21 protein-coding genes are annotated in these 23656 nt (G+C 65.7%); 9 read left to right on the forward strand and 12 right to left on the reverse strand.

Features of this window, described 5'->3' with window-relative positions; all coding sequences use genetic code 11:
• Positions 1 to 32: 32 nt before the first annotated feature.
• Positions 33 to 1673, reverse strand: a complete 1641-nt coding sequence (locus tag ABNQ39_RS17300; RefSeq protein WP_376962062.1) for a methyl-accepting chemotaxis protein — start codon at positions 1671 to 1673, stop codon at positions 33 to 35.
• A gap of 491 nt (positions 1674 to 2164) precedes the next feature.
• Here ABNQ39_RS17300 and ABNQ39_RS17305 point away from each other — a divergent pair, with 491 nt between their 5' ends.
• On the forward strand, positions 2165 to 2710 hold the full coding sequence (locus ABNQ39_RS17305) for a MarR family winged helix-turn-helix transcriptional regulator (RefSeq protein ID WP_376962064.1): 546 nt from the start codon (positions 2165 to 2167) through the stop codon (positions 2708 to 2710).
• Here ABNQ39_RS17305 and ABNQ39_RS17310 read toward each other — a convergent pair.
• The 4 genes from ABNQ39_RS17310 to ABNQ39_RS17325 form a co-directional block, all read right to left on the reverse strand.
• Positions 2678 to 3064, reverse strand: coding sequence for a response regulator (locus tag ABNQ39_RS17310; protein ID WP_376962066.1), 387 nt, complete (start codon positions 3062 to 3064; stop codon positions 2678 to 2680). The genes ABNQ39_RS17305 and ABNQ39_RS17310 overlap by 33 nt on opposite strands.
• A gap of 14 nt (positions 3065 to 3078) precedes the next feature.
• A complete protein-coding gene (locus ABNQ39_RS17315) occupies positions 3079 to 5607 on the reverse strand; it encodes an ATP-binding protein (RefSeq protein ID WP_376962068.1) in 2529 nt (842 codons plus the stop codon).
• Positions 5608 to 5725: 118 nt separating this feature from the next.
• A complete protein-coding gene (locus tag ABNQ39_RS17320; protein WP_376962070.1) occupies positions 5726 to 5908 on the reverse strand; it encodes a hypothetical protein in 183 nt (60 codons plus the stop codon).
• Positions 5905 to 6396 (reverse strand): YbhB/YbcL family Raf kinase inhibitor-like protein, encoded by a 492-nt coding sequence (locus ABNQ39_RS17325; protein ID WP_376962072.1) that lies wholly within the window; start codon positions 6394 to 6396, stop codon positions 5905 to 5907. Before ABNQ39_RS17325 ends, ABNQ39_RS17320 begins: the two co-directional genes overlap by 4 nt.
• A gap of 1020 nt (positions 6397 to 7416) precedes the next feature.
• On the opposite strand from ABNQ39_RS17325, the gene ABNQ39_RS17330 reads away from it, so the two are divergent.
• From ABNQ39_RS17330 to trxC, 3 genes are all read left to right on the forward strand, one after another.
• On the forward strand, positions 7417 to 11040 hold the full coding sequence (locus tag ABNQ39_RS17330; protein ID WP_376962074.1) for a response regulator: 3624 nt from the start codon (positions 7417 to 7419) through the stop codon (positions 11038 to 11040).
• A 146-nt stretch (positions 11041 to 11186) separates the two neighbouring features.
• The gene (locus ABNQ39_RS17335; protein ID WP_376962076.1) at positions 11187 to 11870 is read left to right on the forward strand and encodes a helix-turn-helix domain-containing protein; all 684 of its coding nucleotides are present in this window, start codon (positions 11187 to 11189) and stop codon (positions 11868 to 11870) included.
• 26 nt (positions 11871 to 11896) lie between these two features.
• Complete coding sequence (gene trxC, locus ABNQ39_RS17340) at positions 11897 to 12349, forward strand: thioredoxin TrxC (RefSeq protein WP_376962078.1); 453 nt, start codon at positions 11897 to 11899, stop codon at positions 12347 to 12349.
• Positions 12350 to 12412: 63 nt separating this feature from the next.
• Here trxC and ABNQ39_RS17345 read toward each other — a convergent pair whose 3' ends face one another.
• Positions 12413 to 12778, reverse strand: a complete 366-nt coding sequence (locus ABNQ39_RS17345) for a hypothetical protein (protein ID WP_376962080.1) — start codon at positions 12776 to 12778, stop codon at positions 12413 to 12415.
• Positions 12778 to 13725 (reverse strand): DnaJ C-terminal domain-containing protein, encoded by a 948-nt coding sequence (locus tag ABNQ39_RS17350; RefSeq protein WP_428846412.1) that lies wholly within the window; start codon positions 13723 to 13725, stop codon positions 12778 to 12780. The genes ABNQ39_RS17345 and ABNQ39_RS17350 overlap by 1 nt, the downstream gene beginning before the upstream one ends.
• Before the next feature lie 510 nt (positions 13726 to 14235).
• On the opposite strand from ABNQ39_RS17350, the gene ABNQ39_RS17355 reads away from it, so the two are divergent.
• From ABNQ39_RS17355 to ABNQ39_RS17370, 4 genes are all read left to right on the forward strand, one after another.
• Entirely contained in the window at positions 14236 to 14634 is a 399-nt protein-coding gene (locus tag ABNQ39_RS17355; RefSeq protein WP_376962082.1) for a redoxin domain-containing protein, read from the forward strand.
• 66 nt (positions 14635 to 14700) lie between these two features.
• Entirely contained in the window at positions 14701 to 15222 is a 522-nt protein-coding gene (locus tag ABNQ39_RS17360; RefSeq protein ID WP_376962084.1) for a DsbA family protein, read from the forward strand.
• Between the two features lie 249 nt (positions 15223 to 15471).
• Complete coding sequence (locus ABNQ39_RS17365) at positions 15472 to 15684, forward strand: hypothetical protein (protein ID WP_376962086.1); 213 nt, start codon at positions 15472 to 15474, stop codon at positions 15682 to 15684.
• A gap of 64 nt (positions 15685 to 15748) precedes the next feature.
• A complete protein-coding gene (locus tag ABNQ39_RS17370) occupies positions 15749 to 16720 on the forward strand; it encodes an LLM class oxidoreductase (RefSeq protein WP_376962088.1) in 972 nt (323 codons plus the stop codon).
• 63 nt (positions 16721 to 16783) lie between these two features.
• On the opposite strand, the gene ABNQ39_RS17375 is transcribed toward ABNQ39_RS17370, so the two are convergent.
• The 5 genes from ABNQ39_RS17375 to ABNQ39_RS17395 form a co-directional block, all read right to left on the reverse strand.
• The gene (locus ABNQ39_RS17375; RefSeq protein ID WP_376962090.1) at positions 16784 to 17176 is read right to left on the reverse strand and encodes a PRC-barrel domain-containing protein; all 393 of its coding nucleotides are present in this window, start codon (positions 17174 to 17176) and stop codon (positions 16784 to 16786) included.
• 81 nt (positions 17177 to 17257) lie between these two features.
• Entirely contained in the window at positions 17258 to 19882 is a 2625-nt protein-coding gene (clpB, locus tag ABNQ39_RS17380; RefSeq protein WP_376962092.1) for an ATP-dependent chaperone ClpB, read from the reverse strand.
• Positions 19883 to 19909: 27 nt separating this feature from the next.
• Positions 19910 to 21865 carry a molecular chaperone DnaK gene (gene dnaK / locus ABNQ39_RS17385; protein ID WP_376962094.1) on the reverse strand — a complete coding sequence of 652 codons (1956 nt, stop codon included), beginning with the start codon at positions 21863 to 21865 and terminating at the stop codon, positions 19910 to 19912.
• Between the two features lie 60 nt (positions 21866 to 21925).
• Complete coding sequence (locus ABNQ39_RS17390; RefSeq protein WP_376962096.1) at positions 21926 to 22603, reverse strand: nucleotide exchange factor GrpE; 678 nt, start codon at positions 22601 to 22603, stop codon at positions 21926 to 21928.
• 77 nt (positions 22604 to 22680) lie between these two features.
• Positions 22681 to 23298, reverse strand: a complete 618-nt coding sequence (locus tag ABNQ39_RS17395) for an HdeD family acid-resistance protein (protein WP_376962098.1) — start codon at positions 23296 to 23298, stop codon at positions 22681 to 22683.
• A gap of 154 nt (positions 23299 to 23452) precedes the next feature.
• Here ABNQ39_RS17395 and ABNQ39_RS17400 point away from each other — a divergent pair, with 154 nt between their 5' ends.
• Entirely contained in the window at positions 23453 to 23602 is a 150-nt protein-coding gene (locus ABNQ39_RS17400; RefSeq protein WP_376962100.1) for a hypothetical protein, read from the forward strand.
• Positions 23603 to 23656: the final 54 nt, after the last annotated feature.

Here is a 23656-nt window from a genome sequence, read left to right on the forward strand (position 1 = left end):
CGCTGCCGCCCCCCGCTGTCTTCAAGCGGTCGTCAGGCGACCCGGATGGTGGCGATGAAGCCCGCCACCTCTTCCCGCAGGCGTTCCGCTTCGAGCGCCAGCCCCTGCGATGCGCCCAGCACCTGGATCGCCGCACTGCCGGTGTCGGTGGCCACCCGGTTCACGCCGACGATGTTGGTAGAGACGACCTCCGTTCCCCGCGCCGCCTGCGTGATGTTGCCGGCGATGTTCTGCGTCGCCGCGTTCTGCTCCTCGATGGAGGAGGCGATGACGGTGGCGATCTCGCTCATCTGGCCGATGGTCTTGCCGATCGCCCCTATCGCGTCCTGCGCGCCGGTGGTCGCCGCCTGGATTTCAACGACCTTGCTCTGGATGCCTTCGGTGGCGCGCGCCGTCTGCGTCGCCAGAGCCTTTACCTCGCTGGCGACGACGGCGAAGCCTTTTCCGGCTTCCCCCGCCCGCGCCGCCTCGATGGTGGCGTTCAGCGCCAGCAGATTGGTCTGGCCGGCGATGCTGTTGATCAGCTCGACCACCTGACCGATCTCGTGGGCGGCCTCCACCAGACCGCGGATCGCATCGCCGGTCCGCTGCGCTTCCGTTACCGCCTGTCCGGCGATGCGGGTGGAGGTGTCGACCTGACGCCCGATCTCCGTGATGGACGCCGACAGTTCCTCCGCCGCGACGGCGATGGTCTGGACGTTGGTGGAGGCCTGCTCGGACGCCGCCGCCACCGCCGTGATCTGGTGGACGCTGTCTTCCGCCACATGCGAGAGGGAGCGCGCGGAGCCCTGCATCTCGGTCGCCGCCGCCGCCACCGTGTCGACGATGCCCTTCACGCGCCCCTCGAAGTCGGCAGCCAGAGTCAGCATTGCCTGACGCTTTTCCAGATCAGCACGGTGCGCGTATTCGGCCTGCTCCGCTTCCAGACGGGCCTTGCCCGCGGCGTTCTCCTTGAACACCTGGACCGCTTTGGCCATGGCGCCGATCTCGTCCTGCCGGTCGGCTTCCGGCAGGGCGACCGCCAGATCGCCCCCGGCCAGAGCGTGCATGCTCCGGCTCAGCCGTGCGATGTCGGCGCTGACGTTCCGGCCGACCAGCGCGATCAGCGCGATGGCCGGCAGCCCCAGGAGGGCCGCGATCCCAAGCAGCTTCCAGAGCTGCCCCATCGTGGCGGCCTGCAGATCGTCGATGGTGATTCCGGTGCTGATGAAGATCTTCCAGGGCTCGAAGCCCCGGACATAGGACAGCTTCTCTTCGGTCTCGTCGGTCCCGCTGTTGTTGACGAACCAGGGATAGAGATACGTACCCTCCCCCTGCCTGGCGATCCTCACCATGGCGGGCAGGATCGGCACGCCCTTGGCGTCCTTCAGACCCGATGCGTCCTTGCCCATCACCTTGGCGTTGGGATGCGCAAAGCCGTAGTTGTCATAGGTGTAGGCGAAGAGATAGCCGTTGCCCTGGTACCTGAGCGACAGCAACGCCTCCTTGAAGCGCGCCTGCGCTTCTTCCCGCGTGATCCTTCCGGCCGCGGCATCGGCCTCGTATCGTTCGGCGATGCTGTACCCGATGTCGACCAGCGACTTCAGTGTGGCCACCCGGTCCTGGTGCATGCGCTCGTGATTCAGGTACAGGCCGGCCCCCGCGATCGCCAGACACGCGACACTCGCAGCCACGACAAGCCCCCACAGCTTTCCGCGGATAGATAAATTCAGAGAAACGGCGGTCATCTCATCTTCATCTTTCAGATTATTCGGAATTTATATTTTGATTATTGCGATATATTCTTAATGAACTATTTCTTTGCTCAAAAAATCTGGAGGGTTCTTTTTTTTAACTGATATAATTTTACAGTCCCGCCAAATTTCTATTTAATTGCGATCTTTAACTGTCGAATTCTTGCCGGGGTCATTTTTTGGAAACACCCGAGTTCTCCGGCCAGCGCACAAAACCACGCGGCAATAGGATCCATTGCGTCCATGGCATCGTATGTGGCAATGCACAATCCACCATGGCCAGTATGGGCGAACGGTTCGGGAACCATGATGCGGTTGGCAATCTCCGGTCCTGGGGTGATACGGGCAGCCCTGCCGAGGTCGCGGGCCAGCCATATGCTTGTTAGAGACAATTATACCGATGCGCCTATGCGAAGGGAAGATCTTTGTCAGTGACAAACAAATTCCTCCCCGCCACGCCGCCGGACCGCCCGGCCCCGGTTTCGGAGCCCGCCCCATCCGGGACGGCCGCCGCACCGCACCGCGCCACGCGCCTCCATGGAATCGCCAGCCTCGTCGAGCAGACGGCGCGCGCCGTCCATGATCTGTGCTGGACAACGGACATGCAGGCGGCCCAATGGTCGGCGCTGCGCTATTTCGGCAAGGCCGGCGAGCGCGCACGCAACGTCGTGGGGCTGGCCAGGTACCAGGGGACCAACCCCGGTACGGCGTCCCGCACCATCGGAACGCTGGTGCGGCGGGGGCTGCTCGCCGTGGTGGTCTCGCCGGACGACAAGCGGGCGCGGATCGTGTCGCTGACCGAGGCAGGCCGGACACTGCTCACCCAGGATCCCCTGCTCGTGGTCGAAACCGCCATCGCCGCCATGCCGTCGGAGGCGCAGGAGGGGCTGGCGACGGGATTGCGCGATCTGCTCGGCCGCTTGCTGTCGGCCGGAGCGGACGGCTCAGGAACCGAGGGCGACGGCGAGGACGTCTAGGAGCTGCTGGTCCTCAAACGGCTTGACCAGCACGGCGGCTGCCCCTTCGGTCTCGGCCACCGCCAGGGAATATTCCAGCGGGGCTCGCGGCCCACCGCCGGACATGATGATGACGGGAAGGTCCGGACACCGCTCCTTGAGCGTCCGCATCAACTCCAGACCGCCGACGCGCGGCATCCAGATGTCCAACAGAGCAGCGTCGAACCCGGCCCGGTCCGGCCGGGCGTCGCCCAATGCGGCCAGCGCCTCCTCGCCATCCGCCGCAACGACGACTTCGTGGCCATGCTCCCGGAGCAGCCGGCCGACCGTCTTGCGGATCAGGGGCATGTCATCGACCAGAAGAATGCGGGCCATTGCGTGCGCCTCCGTCATGCTGAGGGGGATTCAGTCGCCGGGTGTTCGATTGTGGGGGATTCGGCCACGGGAAGCGTGATCTCGAACGAGGTTCCCCGACCCAGCGCGCTGGTCACTGAAATGGTTCCCCGCCACCCGCGCACGATGCCGTGCACGACCGCGAGACCGAGCCCGGTCCCCTTCCCCTGGGGCTTGGTCGTGAAGAACGGCTCGAACAGCCGCTGGCGCACCCGCTCGTCCATGCCGCAGCCTTCGTCGCCGATCGTCAATCGAAGGCCGGCGGCGGCGGGCAGCCGGTCGAGCGTGACGGTGACCGTTCCAGACCTGTCCATGGCGTCGGCGGCGTTGGTCAACAGATTCATCAGCACCTGGGTCAACTCGGTGGCGCTGATCATCGTAATCGCCTCGTGGTCGCCGATCCGGCTGTCGATGACCACCGCCGGAGGCAGTACGCCGCGGGCGAAGTTCAGAGCCCGGCACACCGCATCGCCGAGCACGAGGGGCTGCGTGGCCGCCCCCTCCTTGCGCGCGAAGGCCAGCACGGCGCCGACCACGTCCCGGCACTGCCGCCCGGCGCTGAGGATGTCGGCGAAATCCTCCCGCACCGGCGCCGGCATGTCAGGAGCACCGAGGTTCAGGTTAGACAGGGTGATGACCGGTTGCAGGAGGTTGTTGATCTCGTGGGCGATACCGCCAGCAAGCTGGCCGAGCGCCTCCATCTTCTGGCGCTGAAGCTCCTCGGCCTCGTGGCGGTGCGCCTCGGTGGTGTCCCAGAGCACGGCGACATGCGCCAGCGTCGACCCGCCGGGGTCGAGCACGGGCGCGAGGCGAACCATGTTCCAGAACGGAGTGCCGTCCTTGCGGTAATTGATCATCTCCGCCGTCACGATCCCGCCGCGGAGCTTGGCGTCATGCAGGGAGGCTGCGACCTCCGCGTCCGTTTCGCTGCCGTAGAGGATACGAATGGTCCGGCCAACGATTTCCGCCGCCATGTAGCCGGTCATGTCCTCGAACGCCCGGTTCACATAGAGGACAAGCGGAGCGTCGGTCGTCGCGTCGGTGATGGCGATGCCGTTCGGCGTTGCCTCCAGCGCGGCGGCCAGCAGGGCATTGCGCCGCACCAGATCGGCAAGTTCCGCCTCGCGGCGCTTGGCCTCGCTGATGTCGACGCGCACGCCGACACGTCCCCCGTCCGCCGTCACCCGCTCGTCGATGCGCAGCCAGCGGCCATCCCACAGCCGCTGCTCATGCACCCGGTCGGCCGCGCGGTGCTGCGCCACGTGCTCCGCTACCCAGGCGTCGATCCGCCCGATGGCATCCGCGTACAGGCCACGCTCCGCGCCCCGCCGCAGGATGTCCTCGAAGCGGATGCCGACGTCGACGGCGTGGCCGGAGAGCGCGTAGAAGGTACGGTATCGGCTGTTGCACAGGACGAGCCGGTCCTCGGCATCGAACAGGGCGAAGCCGTCCGGCAGGCATTCGATTGCCTCGTACAGCCGTTGTTGGGCCTGCTCCGCCTGCCGGCCGGCCAGGCAGGCGCGCCGCTCGCTGGCCTGTGCGGTGAGAAGGGCGGCTTCGGCCAAGGCGCGGCTCCGCTCCTGCCGTCTCAGGGACGACCAGGTCAGCACGCCCAGCACGATCAGCACGCCGAGCGCCCCCAGGTTGAGCCAGATCGCCCGGGCGGTGCGGGCCCGCCATTCGGCGAGGGCGGCCGTCTTGCTGACGCCGGCGATCGCCACCAGCGGCAAATCGGCGATCCGGCGATAGGCCGCGATCCGCACCGTCCCGTCGAGCGGTGACACCGATTCGTAATTCCCCGCCGGCGCGTGGGCGAGCAGGCTCTGGAACACCGGTCCCCTGGACACATCCGCGCCGAGATGCGTCTCCATCCCCGGACGGCGCACGACGATGCCGCCCTCCAGCCGGTAGATTCCGGTCAAGGGATCCAGGCTGCCGTCGAGCAGGTCGTACAGCTTCGTGAAATAGGCGGTGTCGATCGCCGCCTGGACCATGCCGAGAAAGCGTCCTTGTTCGTCAAGGATGGGGCGGTTCACGGTGAAGAACACTTTGCCGGTCGTCTTGCCGCGGATGGTCGGGCCGATGTGGAACGGCTCCCCCCGTGTCCTGACGGCCTGGAAATAGTCGCGCTCCGCCACTGTCAGGGGCGGCGTCGGAAACACCGACGTTCCAAGCCGTGCCCGGCCGTCGGCGTCGTAGATCCACAGGACACCCTGTTCGGGCAGATGCTGCGCCAGTTCGCCGAAGTCAGCCCAATCGAGATCCGACCCGATCGCATCGACACCGCCGCGTTCGCGGATCATCCTCAATGCCTGCAGAAGGATCAGGTCGGCGCTGTGGATGGTGCGCCGCGCGTGCTCCTCCAGCAGGCGTGTGGTGTCGCTGGTGATCCGCTCGTAATGTTTGATCGTCTCCTCCCGGTCGATGCGGAGGAAGCGGGCGGTTCCGGTGCCTATGACCCCGAGGCTTGCCACGAGGATGAGGATAAGCAGCAATGTCGGGGATGGTCTCTTGAACGCGGTCACAGTGTCAGGTTGTCGGCCGTCGCAGGAAGCCGCCAAACATCGCTGCCATCTCTGAAGGCTTGGTTAAGAGCCTCCGGAACATCACATCCATCGGAAGGGCCGGGCGAACGGCAGACGATCAGCTCTTGACGCTGGTGTTCGGGTTCCGCCTGTCCTTGGGCGTGATCGACCCCTTGCGGCCCTTCGATCCGCCGTTCCATTCCTGCGCCTGCCGGATGTGATCGCCGCCGTCCCGGTCGTTCGGCCGGCTCTTGCTGCCGCTGACGGCTTTGCGACAGAGATGGTCTTCGTCTTCGGTCATGGTTGTCTCCCCTCAGGACACGCGTAGGTGCCGACCAGTTCGGCTTCGCCCAGCAGGTGCTTGCCGGCCTCCCTGCGCACCTCACCGACCGTCGCCTTGGGCCCGAGGCCGAGCGCCCCCACATCCAACGCCATCAGGCGAAAACGGTAATGGTGCGCGGCGTGCCCGCGGGGAGGATTGGGGCCATCGTAATGCGCGTGGCCATAATCGTTGATCCCGTGCCCCAGGCTTTCGGTCTTGGCACCCTGGGTGGTGCCTTCGGGCAGACGGTCGCGCTCGGCGGCGATGTTGTAGACCGCCCAGTGCTGGAAGATCTCGCCCGCCTCGCCCGGCGCGTCGGGATCTTCGACGATCAGGGCATAGCTGCGGGTGCCGGCAGGGGCATCCGACCATTCCAGCGGCGGCGAGACGTTGTCGCCGTCCGCCGTGTGCCGTGGCGGAATTGTCTGGCCATTTGCGAAGGCCGGGCTGCGCAAGGTGAAAGCCATGCTATCGGTCTCCAATGCCGGTCCCGAATGCTGGTTCCCGTTGTTTGTCCCCGACCGAAGCGTCCCGTTCCTTCGGCTGACCCGGAACCTCGCTGTGGACAGCCGGTCGTTGCGGGAGTTCGGAGGATGGCTTCACCTCGGCGGAGCCACCCGGTGTCTCATGCAACCATTCCCGTTTCACGCAAATGCCCATCGGATGCTCCCGAACATGCCTGTCGTGTGAGAGTCTCGGGCCTGCCGTGGAGCGGTGGGCCGGAGGTGAGCGGCCGAGCTTTCCGCCGGTGGAGGACCTATCGGCGGTGTGCGGATCATCCTACGCGGGCGATCATCACCCTCCACGGCGCAGCAGGAGTTTCGAGGGGCGCCGGAATTGACGCCGCCGGGCGGGTCGCCGCGCACCTGCTCTCCCGCATTCACGAAGAAGGATCGTTCCGCGTCGCCGGCCGGCCATCCGGGGTGTGCCTAAGGGGGATCCCATGCAGAAGCCATCAGCGATGCTGCACGACGGGCGCCTGCACGAGAGCGACCGAACCACGCAGCCCCCGGTAACGGGCAGCCGCCTTGCGACAAGACGCTTTGCCGCCCCCCTGCTCGATTGCTTGCATAGACCGGTGCTGGTGAAGGCAGGACACGATGATGCGGATCGGCGGATGTGGGCGGTACACGGCGCGACCTCCATCCGGCCGGCGGCCAGTGTATCGATGAGCAGTAATATGCAGACCCGGAGGTTTCCCCTCTTGATCAGTAAATAGGCACGCAATACCGCCACCACATTCCGCATGTCCGGCATACCTGACTCAAGACCATACATTCCGCCACTATACTTTTAGGGCTCCACTAACGTCTTTATATCTTTTGCATCTTTGGTAGAAACTATTCAATCGGTGAAGAATTGATTAGTTGACCATCCCCACACCTCGTGGTCATCCGCCGTACACGAGGGAAACCGTCATGAATTCAACGTCATCATTACAGAATCCCTTAGGGTTTCTCCGCGGCGGGGGAGAGCTTGGCGCGCTGATGCGTGCAAAGGACTGGACGCAACATCCGCTTGGACCGCCCGAGAAATGGACCCAAAGCATCAAGACCGCCGTCAGCCTTTGCCTGAACTCCCGCTTCCCGATCCTGCTCTGGCTCGGCCCTGAGCTCCGCATCGTCTACAACGACGCCTACATCCCGTTCCTCGGCGAGACGAAGCATCCGGCCATGCTCGGTGCCCCCGGGCGCGAGGCGTGGAGCGAGATCTGGCCGGCCATCGGCCCGATGCACGACGAGATCCGGGCCGGGCGGGCAACCTGGGTCGAAGACCTTCAGTTCTTCTTCGCCCGGCGGCTGCCGCTCGAAGAGGTCTACATCACCTTCAGCTACGGCCCGCTCCTGGGGGAGGATGCCCGCACGGTCGAAGGCGTCTTCTGCGTCTGCACGGAGACCACCGAGAGGGTGCTCGGCGAGCGGCGGCTCTCGACCCTGCGCGACCTCGGCCTGCGGGTGTCCGAGCAACATGCGGTCGACGAAGCCTGTCGGAAGGCCGTAGAAGTTCTGGACGCCAATCCCTTGGACATCCCCTTCGCAGCCATCTATCTCCTGGACGAGGATGGCGCAACCGCTTGCCGGATCGCGGGGGCGCGTCTGCCCGATGATCCATCGAAGTTCCCTGCGGTTTTTCCGCTCTCCGGACATGCCGCGCACCAGTTCTGGCCATTGGCCGCGGTCGCCCGGACGCAGATGTCCTTGGAGGTGCGCAACCTCCTGGGCTGCGGCGGCATGTTCGCCACACCCCTATGGCCCGACCTCGTCCAAACCGCCCTCATCCTTCCCTTGGAGATGCAGAACCAATCGGCCTTGGCGGGGTTCTTCATTGTCGGAATCAGCCCGCGGCGCGTTCTGGACGCCGATTACCGCAGCTTTCTCGACTTGGTGGCGGGGCATATCGCGGGAGGTATCGCGGATGCACGGGCTTTTGAAAGCGAACGCCGGCGCGCGGAGGCGCTGGCGGACATCGACCGGGCCAAAACGATATTCTTTTCCAATATCAGCCACGAGTTCCGCACGCCACTCACCCTGATGATAAGCCCGCTGGAGGAGTTGTTGGCCAAGCCCGAGGGCGAGTTGCCAGCGGACGGCCGGGTTCTGGCAACGATGGCCCATCGCAACAGCCTGCGCCTGCTCAAGCTCGTGAACATGCTGCTCGACTTCTCCCGCATCGAAGCAGGCCGGGCGCAGGCGGCCTACGAACCGACGGACCTTTCGCGCTTCACCGCGGAGCTGGCGTCGAACTTCTGCTCGCTCTGCGAACGCGCCGGCTTGCGGTTCGACATTGCCTGCCCGCCGCTTCCGCAGCCAGTCAGTGTGGACCGGGACATGTGGGAGAAGATCGTCCTCAACCTGCTCTCCAACGCCATCAAATATACCTTCGAAGGCGGTATCACCGTGTCCATGACCGCGACGGCCGACGGCGCCACGTTGCGGGTCAGCGACACCGGAATCGGCATCCCGACCGCGGACCTGCCGCAGGTCTTCAAGCGCTTCCACCGCATCGAGGGACAGAAAGGCCGCTCGTTCGAGGGCAGCGGAATCGGCTTGGCGCTCGTGCAGGAACTGGTCCATATGCATTGCGGCACGATCACGGCCGAGAGCAAGGTTGGCCGGGGCACGACCTTCACGGTCACCCTACCGTATGGAACAGGCTCCCTGCCGGTGGAGCGGGTCGGGGTTTCGCATTCCCAGTCGCTCACCTCCACGCGAGCGGCCGCTTACGTCGAGGAGGCGCTGCGATGGCTGCCCTGCGATGACCCCACAGACGGGATGCCGCACCCCTCTGGTGAGGTGGCGGGTGCAGCGCGCTCCAGGGAACGCGCAAGGATTCTGCTGGCTGACGACAACGCCGACATGCGGGACTACCTGATCCGCCTGCTGTCGGCGCATTGGGACGTCACGGCGGTCACGGATGGCCGGGAGGCACTGGAGGCGGTGCGGCGGCGCAGGCCCGACCTCGTGCTGTCGGACGTGATGATGCCCCGCCTGAGCGGGGTTGATCTGGTGACCGCTCTGCGGCGGGAGCCGACGCTTGCGGATGTTCCGATCATTCTTCTGTCCGCACGCGCCGGCGAGGCGGCCCAGGTGGAAGGGCTCGCCGCAGGAGCCGACGACTACGTCATCAAACCGTTCGCCGCCCGCGAACTGCTGGCCCGGGTGAATTCCGCTCTTGCCCTGTCACGGCAGCGCCACGACGCGGCTGAGCGCGTACGCCGAAGCGAAGCGCGGTTGAGGGCCGCCGTCGATCTCGTCGGCATGACGCTTTATTCCTGGGACCCGACGACCGGAGTCCTGGATTGGGATGCGCGCCTCAAGGCCATGTGGGGCCTGCCTCCCGAGGCCCACGTGGACGTGGAGATCTTTCTCGGGGCGATCCATCCGGACGACCGGCCGAGCGTCGAGGCTGCCATCGCCCACTGCCTCGATCCCCAGGGCGACGGCATCTATGCCATCGCCTATCGCGTCATCGGAATAGAGGACGGGGTTGAGCGGTGGATCTCCACGCATGGCCAAACGGTCTTCAATGCGGGGCGCCCCGTCGGCTTCATCGGGGCCGCGCTCGACATCACCGCGCACAAGCGGGCGGAAGATGAGTTGCGCGAGAGCGAAGAGCGCTTCCGGCAATTCGCCGCGCACTCCGCCAGCGTGCTCTGGATCGTCGATGTCAGGACCATGCGCATGGAATATCTCAGTCCCGCCTACGAGCATGTCTGGGGAGAGCCGCCGGACGCAATGCTGCGGGACTGGCGTCCTCACTGGCTCGGGACCGTGCATCCGGAGGATCGGGGGCTTGCAAGCGACGCGATGGACCGTGTCCTGCAAGGAGAGACCGTCGACCAGGAGTACCGCATCATTCGGGGCAACGGCTCGGTGCGCTGGATTCGCGACACTTTCTTCGCCATCCGCGGCGAGAGCGGCCGGATACGGCGCGTTGCCGGCATCGCCCAGGACATCACGAGCCACAGCGGCCCGCTGATCTATGTGGTCGATGCCGAGGAAGGAGCTCATCGGGAGTTGCCCCTCCTGCTGCGAAGCGTAGGGTACGACGTGAAGGCCTTCACGTCCGCGCGCGCCTTCATCGAGATGGCTCCGGCGCTGATTCCCGGCTGCGTGCTGCTCGACATCAGGGCGCCGGAGACGGGCGGCTTGGCGATCCCGAGGGAAATCCGGGCCCGACGGCTCCACCTCCCCGTCATCGTAATGGGCAGTTGCGATGGAGACATCAGGTTGGCGGTGCAGGCCATGAAGGCGGGCGCGGTGGATTTCCTGGAGATGCCATGCGAGCGTGAGGCATTGCTGGCCGCAGTGGCGTCCGCCTTGGCAGACATCCGGGACACGGCGGAACGCAACAGCGTTGCGGAGATCGCGCGGGCGCGCATCGCGGACATGTCCCCCCGTGAGCGGGCGGTGCTGGAAGGGCTGCTCGCCGGCGGTACGAACAAGACCATGGCCAGGAATCTCGGGATCAGCCCACGCACAGTGGAGATCCACCGGGCCCATGTGATGGAGCGGCTCGGCGCACGGACCTTGCCCGAGGCCGTGCTCATGGCCGCAGCGGCAGGACTGCGTCCTCTGCTCCGGACACAGGGCGAAACGCAGGAGGAATAGGGGCATACCGTAGGGATGTGCCGGATTGCGGCGCCGCGACCCCATCGTGATATTGCACATCGTCCTGCAGCCGGTGGTGCAACAACATACCGACTGTAGCGTCTCGACAGCTCGATCTGTCCCGATAGGCACGAGGAACTGCCATCATGCAAGTTTCCAGCCAGCTTCGCCATGACCGACCCGCGATGCATCGCAATAATCCTGGCGATGTTCTGAGCTCACTGGCGTTGACCATGCGGTACGGCCACGGGCAGGAGGTTTATACCCAAGATCATCCGGCCGAGTACTGGTACCGCATCGTCTCCGGCGCGGCACGGCGATTCACCGTTCAGGTCAACGGACGGCGGCAAATCGTGGATTTCCTGCTGCCCGGGGATTTCTTCGGCTTTGCATCCCGGAATGCGCATTTCTTCGCCGTCGAGGCAATCGTGGAGGGCACGATCGTGGCCGCCTATCCACGCGAGCGCGCCGAGGCCCTTGCCGACGCCGATCCTCATCTCGGACGGGACATCCGTACCGTGACGGCTGCGGAAATCGCCCGCCTGCAGACGAGGATTCTCATCCTCGGGCGTATCGGCTCGCTGGGAAAGGTCAGTGCCTTCCTCCTCGAAATGGCGGAGCGCCTGTCCAGCAGGCCCCAGGCCGGCAGAAGCGGAGAAGACATCCTCCTGCCCATGTCGCGCTACGACATCGCCGATTATCTCACCCTGTCGGTCGAGACGGTGAGCCGCGCCCTGACCAGCCTCAAGCAATGCGGCGCCATCAGGCTCGTGGGCACCCGCCGCGTCAAGATCATCCATTATGACGCCCTCGAGGATAACGACGAGTAGACGGGGCACTCCATGAGGAGGGTGAAATGTCCGAAGCGCTGCACATCGTCTGTCCCCACTGCGACACGACCAACCGGGTTCCGCGTGCCCGGCTGGGCGCCGGCGGCAAATGCGGCATCTGCCATCGGCCGCTGTTCGAGGGGCATCCCCTGTCCCTGGACGACCCGGGCCGGTTCGCAAAGCACGCCGAAGGAAGCGACATCCCGCTCCTGATCGACTTCTGGGCCGCCTGGTGCGGTCCGTGCCGCATGATGGCGCCGATTGTCGAGCAGGCGGCGCAGCGGCTCGAACCGCATGTCCGTCTGGCGAAAATCGATACCGAGGCCGCTCCTGATCTCGCTGCGCGATTTGCGGTCCGAAGCATACCAACGCTCGCGCTGGTCCGGCGCGGCCGGGAAATCGCCCGGACTGCCGGTGTCATGCCTCTGCCCCAACTTATCGCGTGGACGCGACAACAGGCCGGAATAACGGCGGACTAGATCCGCGGCGGCAGGGCGCCGGGCGATTGCGTTACCGACGCCCGGGCTGATCGAACGCAATCTTCAAGCACCATCGCCTTCCGGGTCGGCACCGGCGCCATCCATCGGCGCTGCGCCCGCGCGTATGGCGACCAGGAGCGTTCGGCGGACTTCCTCCGGTTGGGCATCGATCGCCTTGTACAGCAGCTTCATCTGTCGCCGCACGCCGTAGAGTTGATCGAGCAGCGAGAGCACCAGCGGCAAGGCCTCATCGTCGACCGCCAGATCGCGCAACTCCGCGACCAGATTCACGCGTGCGACATCGATCTCATGAAAGACATAGGCCCCGGGCCTCCCTTCCGGCCGGATCCAGCGGTTGTCGATCCATCGATCAAGTTCCGCCGCGTCGAGGTCTGTGAAGGACCGTCGCAACTCGTTCAGCGTGATCATCACGGTGTCATCCCCAGTTTGCGCCGCGGATTGAACGCATGCCCGGGCGCCCAATTCCGCAGGAATGCCTTGAGCTCGGCATCGTCGGCACCGGGCCCGACCTCGATCTTCAACATGACGTACTGATCGCCGGCCGGCCGGCCACCGCGCCCCGCCGGCACACCCTTGCCGCGCAAGCGCAGCACCCGACCGGTGTCCGAGCCGTCGGGCACCGTCATCGTCACCGGCCCGGTGCGTGTGGGTACGGTGATGGAGCCGCCCAGGACCGCTTCCGAAAGCGTCACGGGCACTTCGACGTGAAGGTCGTTGCCGACACGCTTGAAGAATGGATGGGGGGTGATCCGGACCTCGATCAGCGCATCGCCCGGCGGGCCGCCACCCAGACCAGGATCACCCTGCCCCTTGAGCCGCAGCACCTTGCGATCCTCGATACCGGGCGGAACCGCAACGTCGAGCGTCTTTCCGTCCGGCAACTGCAGCCGTTGCGTCGTCCCATTGATCGCGTCGAGGAAGTCCACCGTCAGCGAATAGCGGCGGTCGGCACCGCGCAGCCGGATCTCCGGCCCGGCACCGCCACCGGTGGGCCGGGCGCGAAACCGGCCACCGAAGAGGTTCTCGAACAGATCGTCGAAATCATCGGCTTCCTCCTCATCACCGCCGTGGTATCTGCCGCCGTTCCTCCCCTCGGCGAAGTCCCGGTAATAGGAGTGGTCAGGCCGCCGCTCCGTGCCCGTGGCATCGATTTCGCCGCGGTCGTAGCGGCCGCGCTTGTCCGGATCGGAGAGGAACTCGTGGGCCGATGCCACCGCCTTGAAGCGGTCCTCCGCCTGCCTGTCACCGGGGTTCAGGTCAGGATGGAATTTCTTGGCGAGCTTGCGGTAGGCGCGACGAATGTCGTCGTCGCTCGCGTCCCGCTTCACCCCGAGCACCTCATAGGGGTCTTCCACGACGATGCCTCCAGCAACGGGAACGGATTGGCAAGCATTCGGCTCAAATGACGCTCAAAGAAAAACCTATGCGTCGGGCAAAGACGGAACTCCAATGCACAAGATCCAGTACCCATGCAAATATCCAAGAACATAATGCCCGCCCGCTCAGAACAAAATGACAATCGTCAATTTGATATCTGTCAACGTCACCCCGCACCGATTGATGCATCCTCTCGTCCAGCGCGACGCCTCTCTGGTCGCCGGCGCTGCAGGCAAAGCTCGATCGAGGACGGAGACGATTGGGAACGGCGTCAGTGCGTCGAAGCAGGGATCGTTCCAGCTTGAAAAAACAAAGGAATGTTGACGCTCGTCAACGCAGCCGTCAGCCACCGCATTATAATCGACGCCATACGGATAACGCTACGGAGATCATTGCCGTCCACTTCAGCGAGGTGACCCATGTCTCATGTTTTATCCCCAGGGACTTCGGCTCCCGATTTCACACTCCATGTCACGCCCGACCAATGCTTGTCGCTTTCTGAACTGCGTGGCAAGCCGGTGATCCTTGCCTTCTACCCTGCCGATTGGAGCCCGGTCTGTGGCGATCAGATGGTGCTGTACAACCAAGTCCGTCCCGAGTTCCTGAAGCATGGAGCCGAGGTGCTGGGCGTTTCCGTCGACGGCGCCTGGTGCCATCAGGCGTTCGCAAAAGCCCGCAACCTGCACTTCCCGCTGCTTGCCGATTTCGAACCCAAGGGCGCCGTTTCGAAGTCCTACGGAGCCTACCGGGAAGGCGACGGGGTCAGCGAACGCGCGCTGTTCGTGGTCGACAAGGACGGCGTCATCTTCTGGAGCCATCGCTCGCCGCTTGTCGTCAACCCCGGTGCCGACGGCATCCTCGATGCGCTGGAGCGGTTGACCGGCTAGACCGAATTCACATTGGGGGCGACACGTCGTTCATGCCGAACGGACCGTCGCTCCGGGAGAGCAGCCATGGCGGTATCGAAAGTGCCGGTCACGTCGAGTGACCACATCCAGGGAGACGCTCACGCCCCGATCACCCTGGTCGAATACGGCGATTACGAGTGTCCGTACTGTGCGGCCGCGCACCCTCACGTCAAGCTCGTGCAGAAACGGTACGGCCGGCAGCTCCGGTTCGTGTTCCGGCACTTCCCGCTGACGGAAATCCACCCCAATGCCCAAAGCGCGGCGGAGAGTGCGGAATTCGCAGGGGTGCATGGGCGCTTCTGGGAGATGCACGATCTCCTCTTCGATAACCACGAGCGCTTGGGCATCGAGTTTCTGTTCGCCGCGGTGCGGTCGTTGGGTCTGTCCGAAACCGAGCTCCGCGACGCACTGGCCAAGGGCACATACACGCCCAAGGTCCGCGACGATTTCCTCGGCGGCGTGCGACACGGGGTGAACGGGACCCCGGCCTTCTTCATAAACGATCGGCGCCACGATGGCGCGTTCGACTTCCCCAATCTTGCCGCAGCCATCGACAGCCAGCTTTAGGCCGTCTGTCCCGAAAGAAACACCAAGCCCATCAGTTTGGCGCAGGTGACCGGTCCCGCCGATGTGGCCAAGGCGGTGGAGGAGAAGACCATGCGGACCTCAATCTTGCCGTTGCTGTGTGCAACCGTGCCGCTGAGTACCGATGCCGGTCCCCAACGTGGAGACCGGCTGGATGTGGCGTCAGCGCCCCCGTCTCCAGCCCACACGCTGGTTGGACTGAGCGTCCTGTCAGAGGATGGGAGCCGGCCGGTGGGAACCGTCTACGACGTCGTGGTGGACGCCAACAAACAGCCGGTCGAAATCATCGTCGCGAGCGGGTGGCCGACAAGTCCCGTGGTTCACCTCGTCACCGTCGGCCCGGCGAACATGCGCTATGCGCCGGAACACGCCGCCGTCGCCCTCGTCGACCTGACGCCGGAGCAGTTCGCCGACCTTTTCCCAGGAGGTTTGAGGATCGCATGACCTCCATGCGGTTCCCCGGACCGACGACTGGTCTGAAGTAACGCCACCTTGGTAAGGAGCTGCCATGCTGGAGGCAAACTCGACGGCCCGGCCGAGCGAGTCGAAGGGCTTCCGGAGGATGTTCGCGCCGGGCCGGTTGACGCTCGGCGTGTTCTTTCCGATTGAATCCTTCCAGCGCGACGAGCCGAGCATGCGCAACCAGGAACACTTGGCCAAGCGGGCCGAGGAATTGGGCTTCGCCGCGCTCTGGGTGCGGGACGTGCCGTTGCGCGACCCGTCGTTCGGCGACGTTGGACAAATCTACGACCCCTGGGTCTATCTGGCATGGATCGCGGCGCAGACGCGCGACATTGCGCTCGCCACCGGTTCCGTCGTCTTGCCCCTGCGCCACCCGTTGCACACGGCGAAGGCGGCCGCTTCGGTGGACCGGCTTTCCGGCGGCCGCCTCGTGCTCGGGGTCGCGTCCGGCGACCGACCGGTCGAATTCCCGGCGTTCGGCCTCGACATCGACAGACGCGGCGCCCTCTTCCGCGAGAACCTCGCCGTTCTGCGCACCGTGCTCACCCAGAACTTCCCCCGCATCCAGTCCTCCTATGGCGTGATGCAGGGGACCGCCGACCTCGTGCCGAAGCCGGCCGGCGCGCTGCCGATCCTGATCACCGGCACCAGCCGACAGAGTCTGGAATGGATCGCCGGGCATGCCGACGGCTGGATCACCTACCCGCGATCCCTCGCGCAACAGGCGGAGCGCGCCACGCAGTGGCACGCCACCGTAACGACCGTGAGGCCGGGCGTCTTCATGCCGTTCGTGCAATCGCTCTACATCGACCTGACGACGGATCCTGACCACCCTGCCCAGCCGATCCACCTGGGTTTTCGCGGCGGCCGGAACGTCCTGCTCCAATTCCTCGACGCATTGCGCCGGGCGGGCGTAAACCATGTCATTCTCAACGTCAAATACGGCACACGTGACGCGGCCGAGGTCATCGACGAGATCGGCCGGGACGTGCTCCCACAACTCAATGCCGCCCCGTGAGCATTGATCGCGAGGGTCATGGATCGAGATCGCCGACATGGCTTTCACCGCCGGTCGGGCGCGTCAACTGACATACTTGAATTCCGGCAGCTTCTTGAGTTCATCCTTCGATGCTCCCGGCAGCGAGATCTTCTTGCCGGTTTCGTCCAACTGCAGGTCGCTGAACGGGACGGCCACCAAGTGGGCGCCGATGCCGAGGAAGCCGCCGACCTCGATCACCGCGAAGAGCACCTTGTCCCGTCCGATGATGATGTCATCGACGGAGCCGATCTTCTCGTTCCTCTCGTTCACGACCGACGTACCGGTCAGCTTGCTCGCGCGGTAGCCCGCCGCGACGGCCCTCACATCGACGACTACCAACGCGACGCCCTGCGATAGCGCCGGCCAGGGGGTCTGGACGGCCAGGACGGCGGCGGCGAGCCCCGCTGCCGCCAAAATGCTCCGGAACGGTTTCATTGTTGCTCTCCCAAGTTTGTGTGGACATTGGGCGATACTGCCGGCGGCCGTCAGGCGGCCTGCTGCATGGTTTACATCCTGTCACTCCGCAGCGTTTCGAGACGGCTGCTCCGTCGCCCCATCGCCATGCTGCGGCGGCTCGATCAGCAGGCCCAGCTCCGTGGCGGTGACCCGGACCGTATCGCCGTCGCGGACTGCGCCGCGCAGGATCATCTCGGCGAACGGGTTCTGCAGTTCGCGCTGGATCACCCGCTTCAAGGGCCGGGCGCCGTACACCGGATCGTAGCCGGCGTCGGCCAGCCAGCGCTTCGCCGTATCGTCCACCTCCAGCACGACCTTGCGGTCCTCGAGCAGCCGTTGCAGCCGCCGGAGCTGGATGTCGACGATGCCGCCCATATCCTCGCGCGAGAGACGGCGGAAGATCAGGACCTCGTCGAGCCGGTTCAGGAACTCGGGCCGGAACGCCGCCCGCACCGCCTCCATCACCTCGGCGCGCACGGTGTCGACGTCCTGGTCCTCCCCCAAGGTCGCCAGATACTCGCTGCCGAGGTTGGAGGTCATCACGATCAGCGTGTTGCGGAAGTCGGCCGTGCGCCCCTGCCCGTCGGTCAGGCGCCCGTCGTCGAGCACCTGGAGCAGCACGTTGAAGACATCCGGGTGCGCCTTCTCCACCTCGTCGAACAGCACGACCTGATAGGGCCGGCGCCGCACCGCCTCGGTCAGGCTGCCGCCCTCTTCATAGCCGACATAGCCCGGAGGGGCGCCGATCAGGCGGGCCACGGAATGCTTCTCCATGAACTCCGACATGTCGATGCGCACCATCGCATGCTCGTCGTCGAACAGGAATTCGGCCAGGGCCTTGGTCAGCTCGGTCTTGCCCACACCGGTGGGGCCCAGGAACAGGAAGGATCCCATCGGCCGGTTCGGATCCTGAAGCCCGGCGCGGGCGCGGCGCACCGCGTTCGAGACCGCGACGATGGCTTCGTCCTGCCCGATGACACGCCGCCTCAGCGCGTCCTCCATGTGCAGCAGCTTCTCGCGCTCGCCCTCCAGCATCTTGTCGACCGGGATCCCGGTCCAGCGGGACACGACGGCGGCGATATGCTCGGCGGTGACCGCCTCCTCGAGCATCTGCTGGTCGCCCTGCGCCTCGGCGTCCTTCAGCTTGCTTTCGAGATCGGGAACGATGCCGTAGGCGAGTTCGCCCGCGCGGGCCCAGTCGCCGCGCCGCTGCGCCTGCTCCAGTTCGATGCGGGCTTGGTCGAGCCGCTCCTTCAGCGTCCGCGCGCCGGCGAGCTTCTCCTTCTCCGCCCGCCACTTCGCCGTGAGTTCAGCGGAATTCTGCTCGAGCTCGCCGAGCTCCTTCTCCAGCCTCTGCAGGCGCTCCCGCGAGGCCGGATCGCTCTCCTTCTTGAGCGCTTCGCGCTCGATCTTCATCTGCACGATGCGGCGATCGAGCTCGTCGAGCGCCTCGGGCTTGGAATCGACCGCCATGCGAAGCCGCGAGGCCGCTTCGTCCATCAGGTCGATGGCCTTGTCGGGGAGGAAGCGGTCGGTGATGTAGCGATGCGACAGCGTCGCCGCGGCGACGATGGCGCTGTCGGTGATGCGCACGCCGTGGTGAACCTCGTACTTCTCCTTGATGCCGCGCAGGATGGAGATGCTGTCCTCCACCGAGGGTTCCCCGACGAAGACGGGCTGGAAGCGCCGGGCCAGGGCGGCGTCCTTCTCGATGTGCTTGCGGTACTCCTCCAGCGTGGTGGCGCCGACGCAGTGCAGTTCGCCGCGGGCGAGCGCCGGCTTCAGCATGTTGGAGGCGTCCATCGCCCCGTCCGTCTTTCCGGCGCCGACCAGCGTGTGCAGTTCGTCGATGAAGAGGATGACCCCTTCCCGGCCCGAGGTGACTTCCGACAGGACCGCCTTCAGCCGCTCCTCGAATTCACCGCGGTACTTGGCCCCGGCCAGCAGGGAACCGAGGTCGAGCGACAGCAGCTTCTTGTCCTTCAGGCTTTCGGGCACATCGCCCTTGACGATGCGCTGCGCCAGGCCTTCGACGATGGCGGTCTTGCCGACGCCCGGCTCGCCGATCAGCACCGGGTTGTTCTTGGTGCGGCGCGCGAGAACCTGGATCGTCCGGCGGATTTCCTCGTCGCGGCCGATGACGGGGTCGAGCTTGCCGTCGCGCGCCACGGCCGTGAGGTCGCGCGTGTATTTCTTCAGCGCGTCGTAGCCGTCCTCGGCCGAGGCCGTGTCGGCGCTGCGGCCCTTGCGGATGTCCTCGATGGCCTTGTTGAGGCCCTGGGCGTTGACCCCCGCCGAGGCCAGCGCTTTCGCGGCCGGCGTGCCCGCGGCGGCGGCCAGCGCCAGCAGCAGCCGTTCCACGGTGACGAAGCTGTCGCCCGCCTTCTGCGCCAGCTGCTCGGCAGCCTCGAAGACGCGCGCCAGTTCCGGCGCCATGTAGACCTGCCCGGCGCCGGACCCTTCGACGCGCGGCAGCGTGTCGAGCGCGGCGTCGACGGCTGAAAGCGCCGCCTTCGGGTCTCCTCCGGTCGCGCGGATGAGGTTCGCGCAAAGCCCTTCCGGATCCTCCAGCAACACCTTGAGCAGGTGCTCCGGCGTCAGGCGTTGATGGCCGCGGCTCACCGCCAGCGTTTGTGCCGACTGGAGGAAACCCTTCGCCCGATCCGTGTATTTTTCGAGGTCCATGGCTGCGGTGCTCCTTTCCCGTGGCACTCAGCCGCGCTGCCGATTCTGGTCATCCACTTCCTCGAACTCGGCGTCGACGACGCCTTCGCTCCCGCCGCCGGCCCCACCACCGGACGGACCGGACGAGCCGGCATTGGCGGCGGCGGCCTGTTCCGCCGCGCTGCGCGTGCCGGTGTCGGCGGCGGCACGGTGGATCGTCTCGCCGAAACGCGTGAGCGCCTGCGAGAGCGTGTCGATCCGCTGCCGGATGCGGTCGATGTCATCGCCACCGACCGCCTCGCGCAGGGCGTTCAGGGCGTCTTCCACCGGCTTGCGCTCCGTCTCGCCCACCCGGCTGCCATGCTCCTGCAACTGCTTCTCGGCCGTGTAGATCGCGGCGTCCGCCTGGTTGCGGACATCGACCAGCTCGCGCCGTTTCCGGTCCTCCTCGGCGTGCGCCTCGGCATCCTTAACCATCTTCTGGATGTCGGCTTCCGACAGACCGCCCGAGGCCTCGATGCGGATCTGCTGCTCCTTGCCGGTCGCCTTGTCCTTGGCGGTCACCGAGACGATGCCGTTGGCGTCGATGTCGAAGGTCACCTCGATCTGCGGCATGCCGCGCGGTGCCGGCGGGATGCCGACCAGGTCGAACTGGCCGAGCATCTTGTTGTCGGCCGCCATCTCGCGCTCGCCCTGGAAGACGCGGATGGTCACCGCGGTCTGGTTGTCCTCGGCGGTCGAAAAGACCTGGCTCTTCTTCGTCGGGATGGTCGTGTTGCGGTCGATGAGCTTCGTCATCACGCCGCCCAGCGTTTCCAGGCCGAGCGACAGCGGCGTCACGTCGAGCAGCAGGACGTCCTTCACCTCGCCCTGGAGCACGCCCGCCTGGATGGCGGCGCCGATGGCGACGACTTCGTCCGGGTTGACGCCCTTGTGCGGCTCCTTGCCGAAGAAGTCCTTGACGACCTCCTGCACCTTGGGCATGCGGGTCATGCCGCCGACCAGGATCACCTCGGCGATGTCCGCGGCCTTGAGGCCGGCGTCCTTGAGCGCCGCCTTGCAGGGTTCGATGGTGCGCTGCACGAGATCGTCGACCAGAGCTTCCAGCTTGGCGCGGGTGAGCTTGACGTTGAGGTGCTTGGGCCCATGCTGATCGGCGGTGATGAAGGGCAGGTTGACGTCGGTCTGCAACGTCGAACTGAGTTCGATCTTCGCCTTCTCCGCGGCCTCCTTGAAGCGCTGGAGCGCCAGCCGATCGTTGCGCAGGTCGATGCCCTGCTCCTTTTTGAACTCGTCGGCCAGATAGTCGATGATGCGTTTGTCGAAATCCTCGCCGCCGAGGAACGTATCGCCGTTGGTTGCCCTGACCTCGAAGACGCCCTCGCCGATGTCGAGAATGGAAATGTCGAAGGTACCGCCGCCCAGATCGTACACTGCAACCTTGCCCTGGCCCTTCTTCTCAAGGCCGTAGGTCAGCGCGGCGGCGGTCGGTTCGTTGATGATGCGCAGCACCTCGAGCCCGGCGATCCGGCCGGCGTCCTTGGTCGCCTGGCGTTGACTGTCGTTGAAGTAGGCGGGCACGGTGATCACCGCCTGCGTCACCTTCTCGCCGAGGTAGGCTTCCGCGGTCTCCTTCATCTTCGTCAGGATGAAGGCGCTGATCTGGCTCGGGCTGTACCTCTTGCCCTGCGCCTCGACCCAGGCGTCGCCGTTGTCGCCCCGCACGATCTTATAGGGGACGAGGGCCTTGTCCTTCTCCGTGATCGGGTCGTCGTAGCGGCGGCCGATCAGGCGCTTGATCGCGAAGATCGTGTTCTCGGGGTTGGTGACCGCTTGCCGCTTCGCCGGCGTGCCGACGAGGATTTCGCCTTCCCTGGCGAACGCCACGATGGACGGCGTGGTCCGCATCCCCTCGGCGTTCTCGATGACCTTGGCTTGGCCGCTCTCCATGACGGCGACGCACGAGTTCGTGGTGCCGAGATCGATTCCGATGACTTTTGCCATGTCGCCCTCCGGCGTGTTCTGTCTCGGTTGTCAGAAATCCATACCGCCCAAGCCGGTATGTTAATTGGATGACGCGGTGCCGCTCCCGGCGACACCGACCAGCGCGGGGCGCAACAGACGCTCATGCTGGGCGTAGCCGGGCTGCAGGACCTGCGCCACGGTGCCGGCCGGCAGCCCGCTGTTCTCCGCTTCGAACATCGCTTGATGGCGATGGGGATCGAACGGCTCGCCGGGGGCCGGATCGATCCGGAGGATGCCGTGCTTCGCAAAGGCGTCGAGCAGCGCCTTCTCGGTCGCCACGAGGCCGGCCATGAGGTTCTGGACCCACAATTCGGCCGCGGCGAACTCCATCGGCATGCTCTCGATGGCGCGTCGGAGGTTATCGGCCGACGGCAGCAAGTCCCGCGCGAACCCCGAGGCGGCGAATCGCACCGCGTCCTCACGCTCCCGCTCGGCCCGGCGCCGCATGTTTTCCTGCTCCGCCAGTGCGCGCAGAAACCGGTCCTTGAGTTGGGACGCCTCGTTTTCGGGCCGCGGGACGGCATCATCGCCGCCGCTATCGTTGCCGTCCCTGTTTGTGCCGGTGCCTTCGGCTTCGGGAATACCCCCCCGTTCGCCGCGAACGGAAGTCCAGGCCGGCGGGTCGCTCGCGGGGAAGGACTCGACGGACGCCTCGTCGACACGGTCCGCGGGAGGCTCGTCTGGCATGGCATCGGTGCGTCTCGGGTCAGGGATCATGGGTGCGCCGCCTCGACGGGATCTGGAATGGGAAGTAGGGGTCGGTCCTCTCTCAGGCGCTTGGCCTCTCAGGCCTCCTACGGCACCGCCCCCCGCGGCTCGTTCCGGTGCCCTCTGAGCCGGAACGCCAACACGATCAGCGCACCGCCGAAGACGAGCGCGTAGGCACCGAGCCACCACGTCATGACCACCGCGCCCTCGATCGGGGCCACGAAGAGCAGGATGCCCCAGACGATGGAAGCCAGACCGCCGAACGCCAGCCACCACTTGCCATGCGACGTTCGCAGGCGGACGGCGGCGGCGATCATCATCACACCCGAAACGACCGCCCAGGCGCCGCCGAGCCAGACGAAGGCGAGGACGGTTGCGATCGGCGCGACGACGGCGACCAGCCCCGCCGCGAGGTCGATCACGCCTTCGAGGATAAAGGGCCACCATCGCTCGCGGTGGGTGGCCGCGCGCACGCCGGCGACGATGGCGAACACGCCGTCGACCAGCATGTAGGCGGCAAAAAGCAGAATGAGGGAAGCGATCGTGGCGCCCGGAAGCACCAGCGCGATCAAGCCGAACAGGACGGCGCATACGCCGCGCAATGCCATCGCCCACCAGTTCCGGGCCAGCATGGCGCTCATTGCCCCGGACTTCGCGGGCCCGGAATTGGGAAAGGCGGTGTCTGCGCCGAAAGTCGTGCCCATCGCAGCCTCCTCTCACGGACTGATGACGATCCGGTTCTGAATCTTGGTGATGCCGGCTTGGTGACGCCGGCTTGGTGACGCCGGGTGCCGCCCAGGCGGCCCCGACACAGTCGAAGGTTCCCCGACGGTCGGGAGGGCACATTCGAGGCCGATTATGCCTCTGCATCACTTTGCCGCCTTGACGGTCATCAACTTTCTGTCGTTCGCCGTCGACCGTCCGGACGATTTTCTGCGTCTTGGAATGGCCCGCCACATGATGCGTTCTGGAACGCCAGATGCGCTCAACATCTTGAATGCAGAGTGACGGAGGCCCGTGAACCGAGGCGGGCCGGTGACTTGGTCAAGCAAGGAACCGACC

The sequence above is a fragment of the Azospirillum sp. A26 genome, assembly GCF_042604635.1.
Taxonomy (GTDB): Bacteria; Pseudomonadota; Alphaproteobacteria; order Azospirillales; family Azospirillaceae; genus Azospirillum; species Azospirillum palustre.

Bases quoted from the DNA above. Each gene is read 5' to 3' on its own strand.
- ABNQ39_RS17310 (WP_376962066.1), bottom strand. From the start codon at position 3,064: ATGGCCCGCATTCTTCTGGTCGATGACATGCCCCTGATCCGCAAGACG.
- ABNQ39_RS17320 (WP_376962070.1), bottom strand. From the start codon at position 5,908: ATGACCGAAGACGAAGACCATCTCTGTCGCAAAGCCGTCAGCGGCAGC.
- ABNQ39_RS17325 (WP_376962072.1), bottom strand. From the start codon at position 6,396: ATGGCTTTCACCTTGCGCAGCCCGGCCTTCGCAAATGGCCAGACAATT.
- ABNQ39_RS17330 (WP_376962074.1), top strand. From the start codon at position 7,417: ATGCGTGCAAAGGACTGGACGCAACATCCGCTTGGACCGCCCGAGAAA.
- ABNQ39_RS17335 (WP_376962076.1), top strand. From the start codon at position 11,187: ATGCAAGTTTCCAGCCAGCTTCGCCATGACCGACCCGCGATGCATCGC.
- trxC (WP_376962078.1), top strand. From the start codon at position 11,897: ATGTCCGAAGCGCTGCACATCGTCTGTCCCCACTGCGACACGACCAAC.
- ABNQ39_RS17345 (WP_376962080.1), bottom strand. From the start codon at position 12,778: ATGATCACGCTGAACGAGTTGCGACGGTCCTTCACAGACCTCGACGCG.
- ABNQ39_RS17360 (WP_376962084.1), top strand. From the start codon at position 14,701: ATGGCGGTATCGAAAGTGCCGGTCACGTCGAGTGACCACATCCAGGGA.
- ABNQ39_RS17370 (WP_376962088.1), top strand. From the start codon at position 15,749: ATGCTGGAGGCAAACTCGACGGCCCGGCCGAGCGAGTCGAAGGGCTTC.
- ABNQ39_RS17375 (WP_376962090.1), bottom strand. From the start codon at position 17,176: ATGAAACCGTTCCGGAGCATTTTGGCGGCAGCGGGGCTCGCCGCCGCC.
- clpB (WP_376962092.1), bottom strand. From the start codon at position 19,882: ATGGACCTCGAAAAATACACGGATCGGGCGAAGGGTTTCCTCCAGTCG.
- dnaK (WP_376962094.1), bottom strand. From the start codon at position 21,865: ATGGCAAAAGTCATCGGAATCGATCTCGGCACCACGAACTCGTGCGTC.
- ABNQ39_RS17390 (WP_376962096.1), bottom strand. From the start codon at position 22,603: ATGATCCCTGACCCGAGACGCACCGATGCCATGCCAGACGAGCCTCCC.
- ABNQ39_RS17395 (WP_376962098.1), bottom strand. From the start codon at position 23,298: ATGGGCACGACTTTCGGCGCAGACACCGCCTTTCCCAATTCCGGGCCC.
- ABNQ39_RS17400 (WP_376962100.1), top strand. From the start codon at position 23,453: ATGCCTCTGCATCACTTTGCCGCCTTGACGGTCATCAACTTTCTGTCG.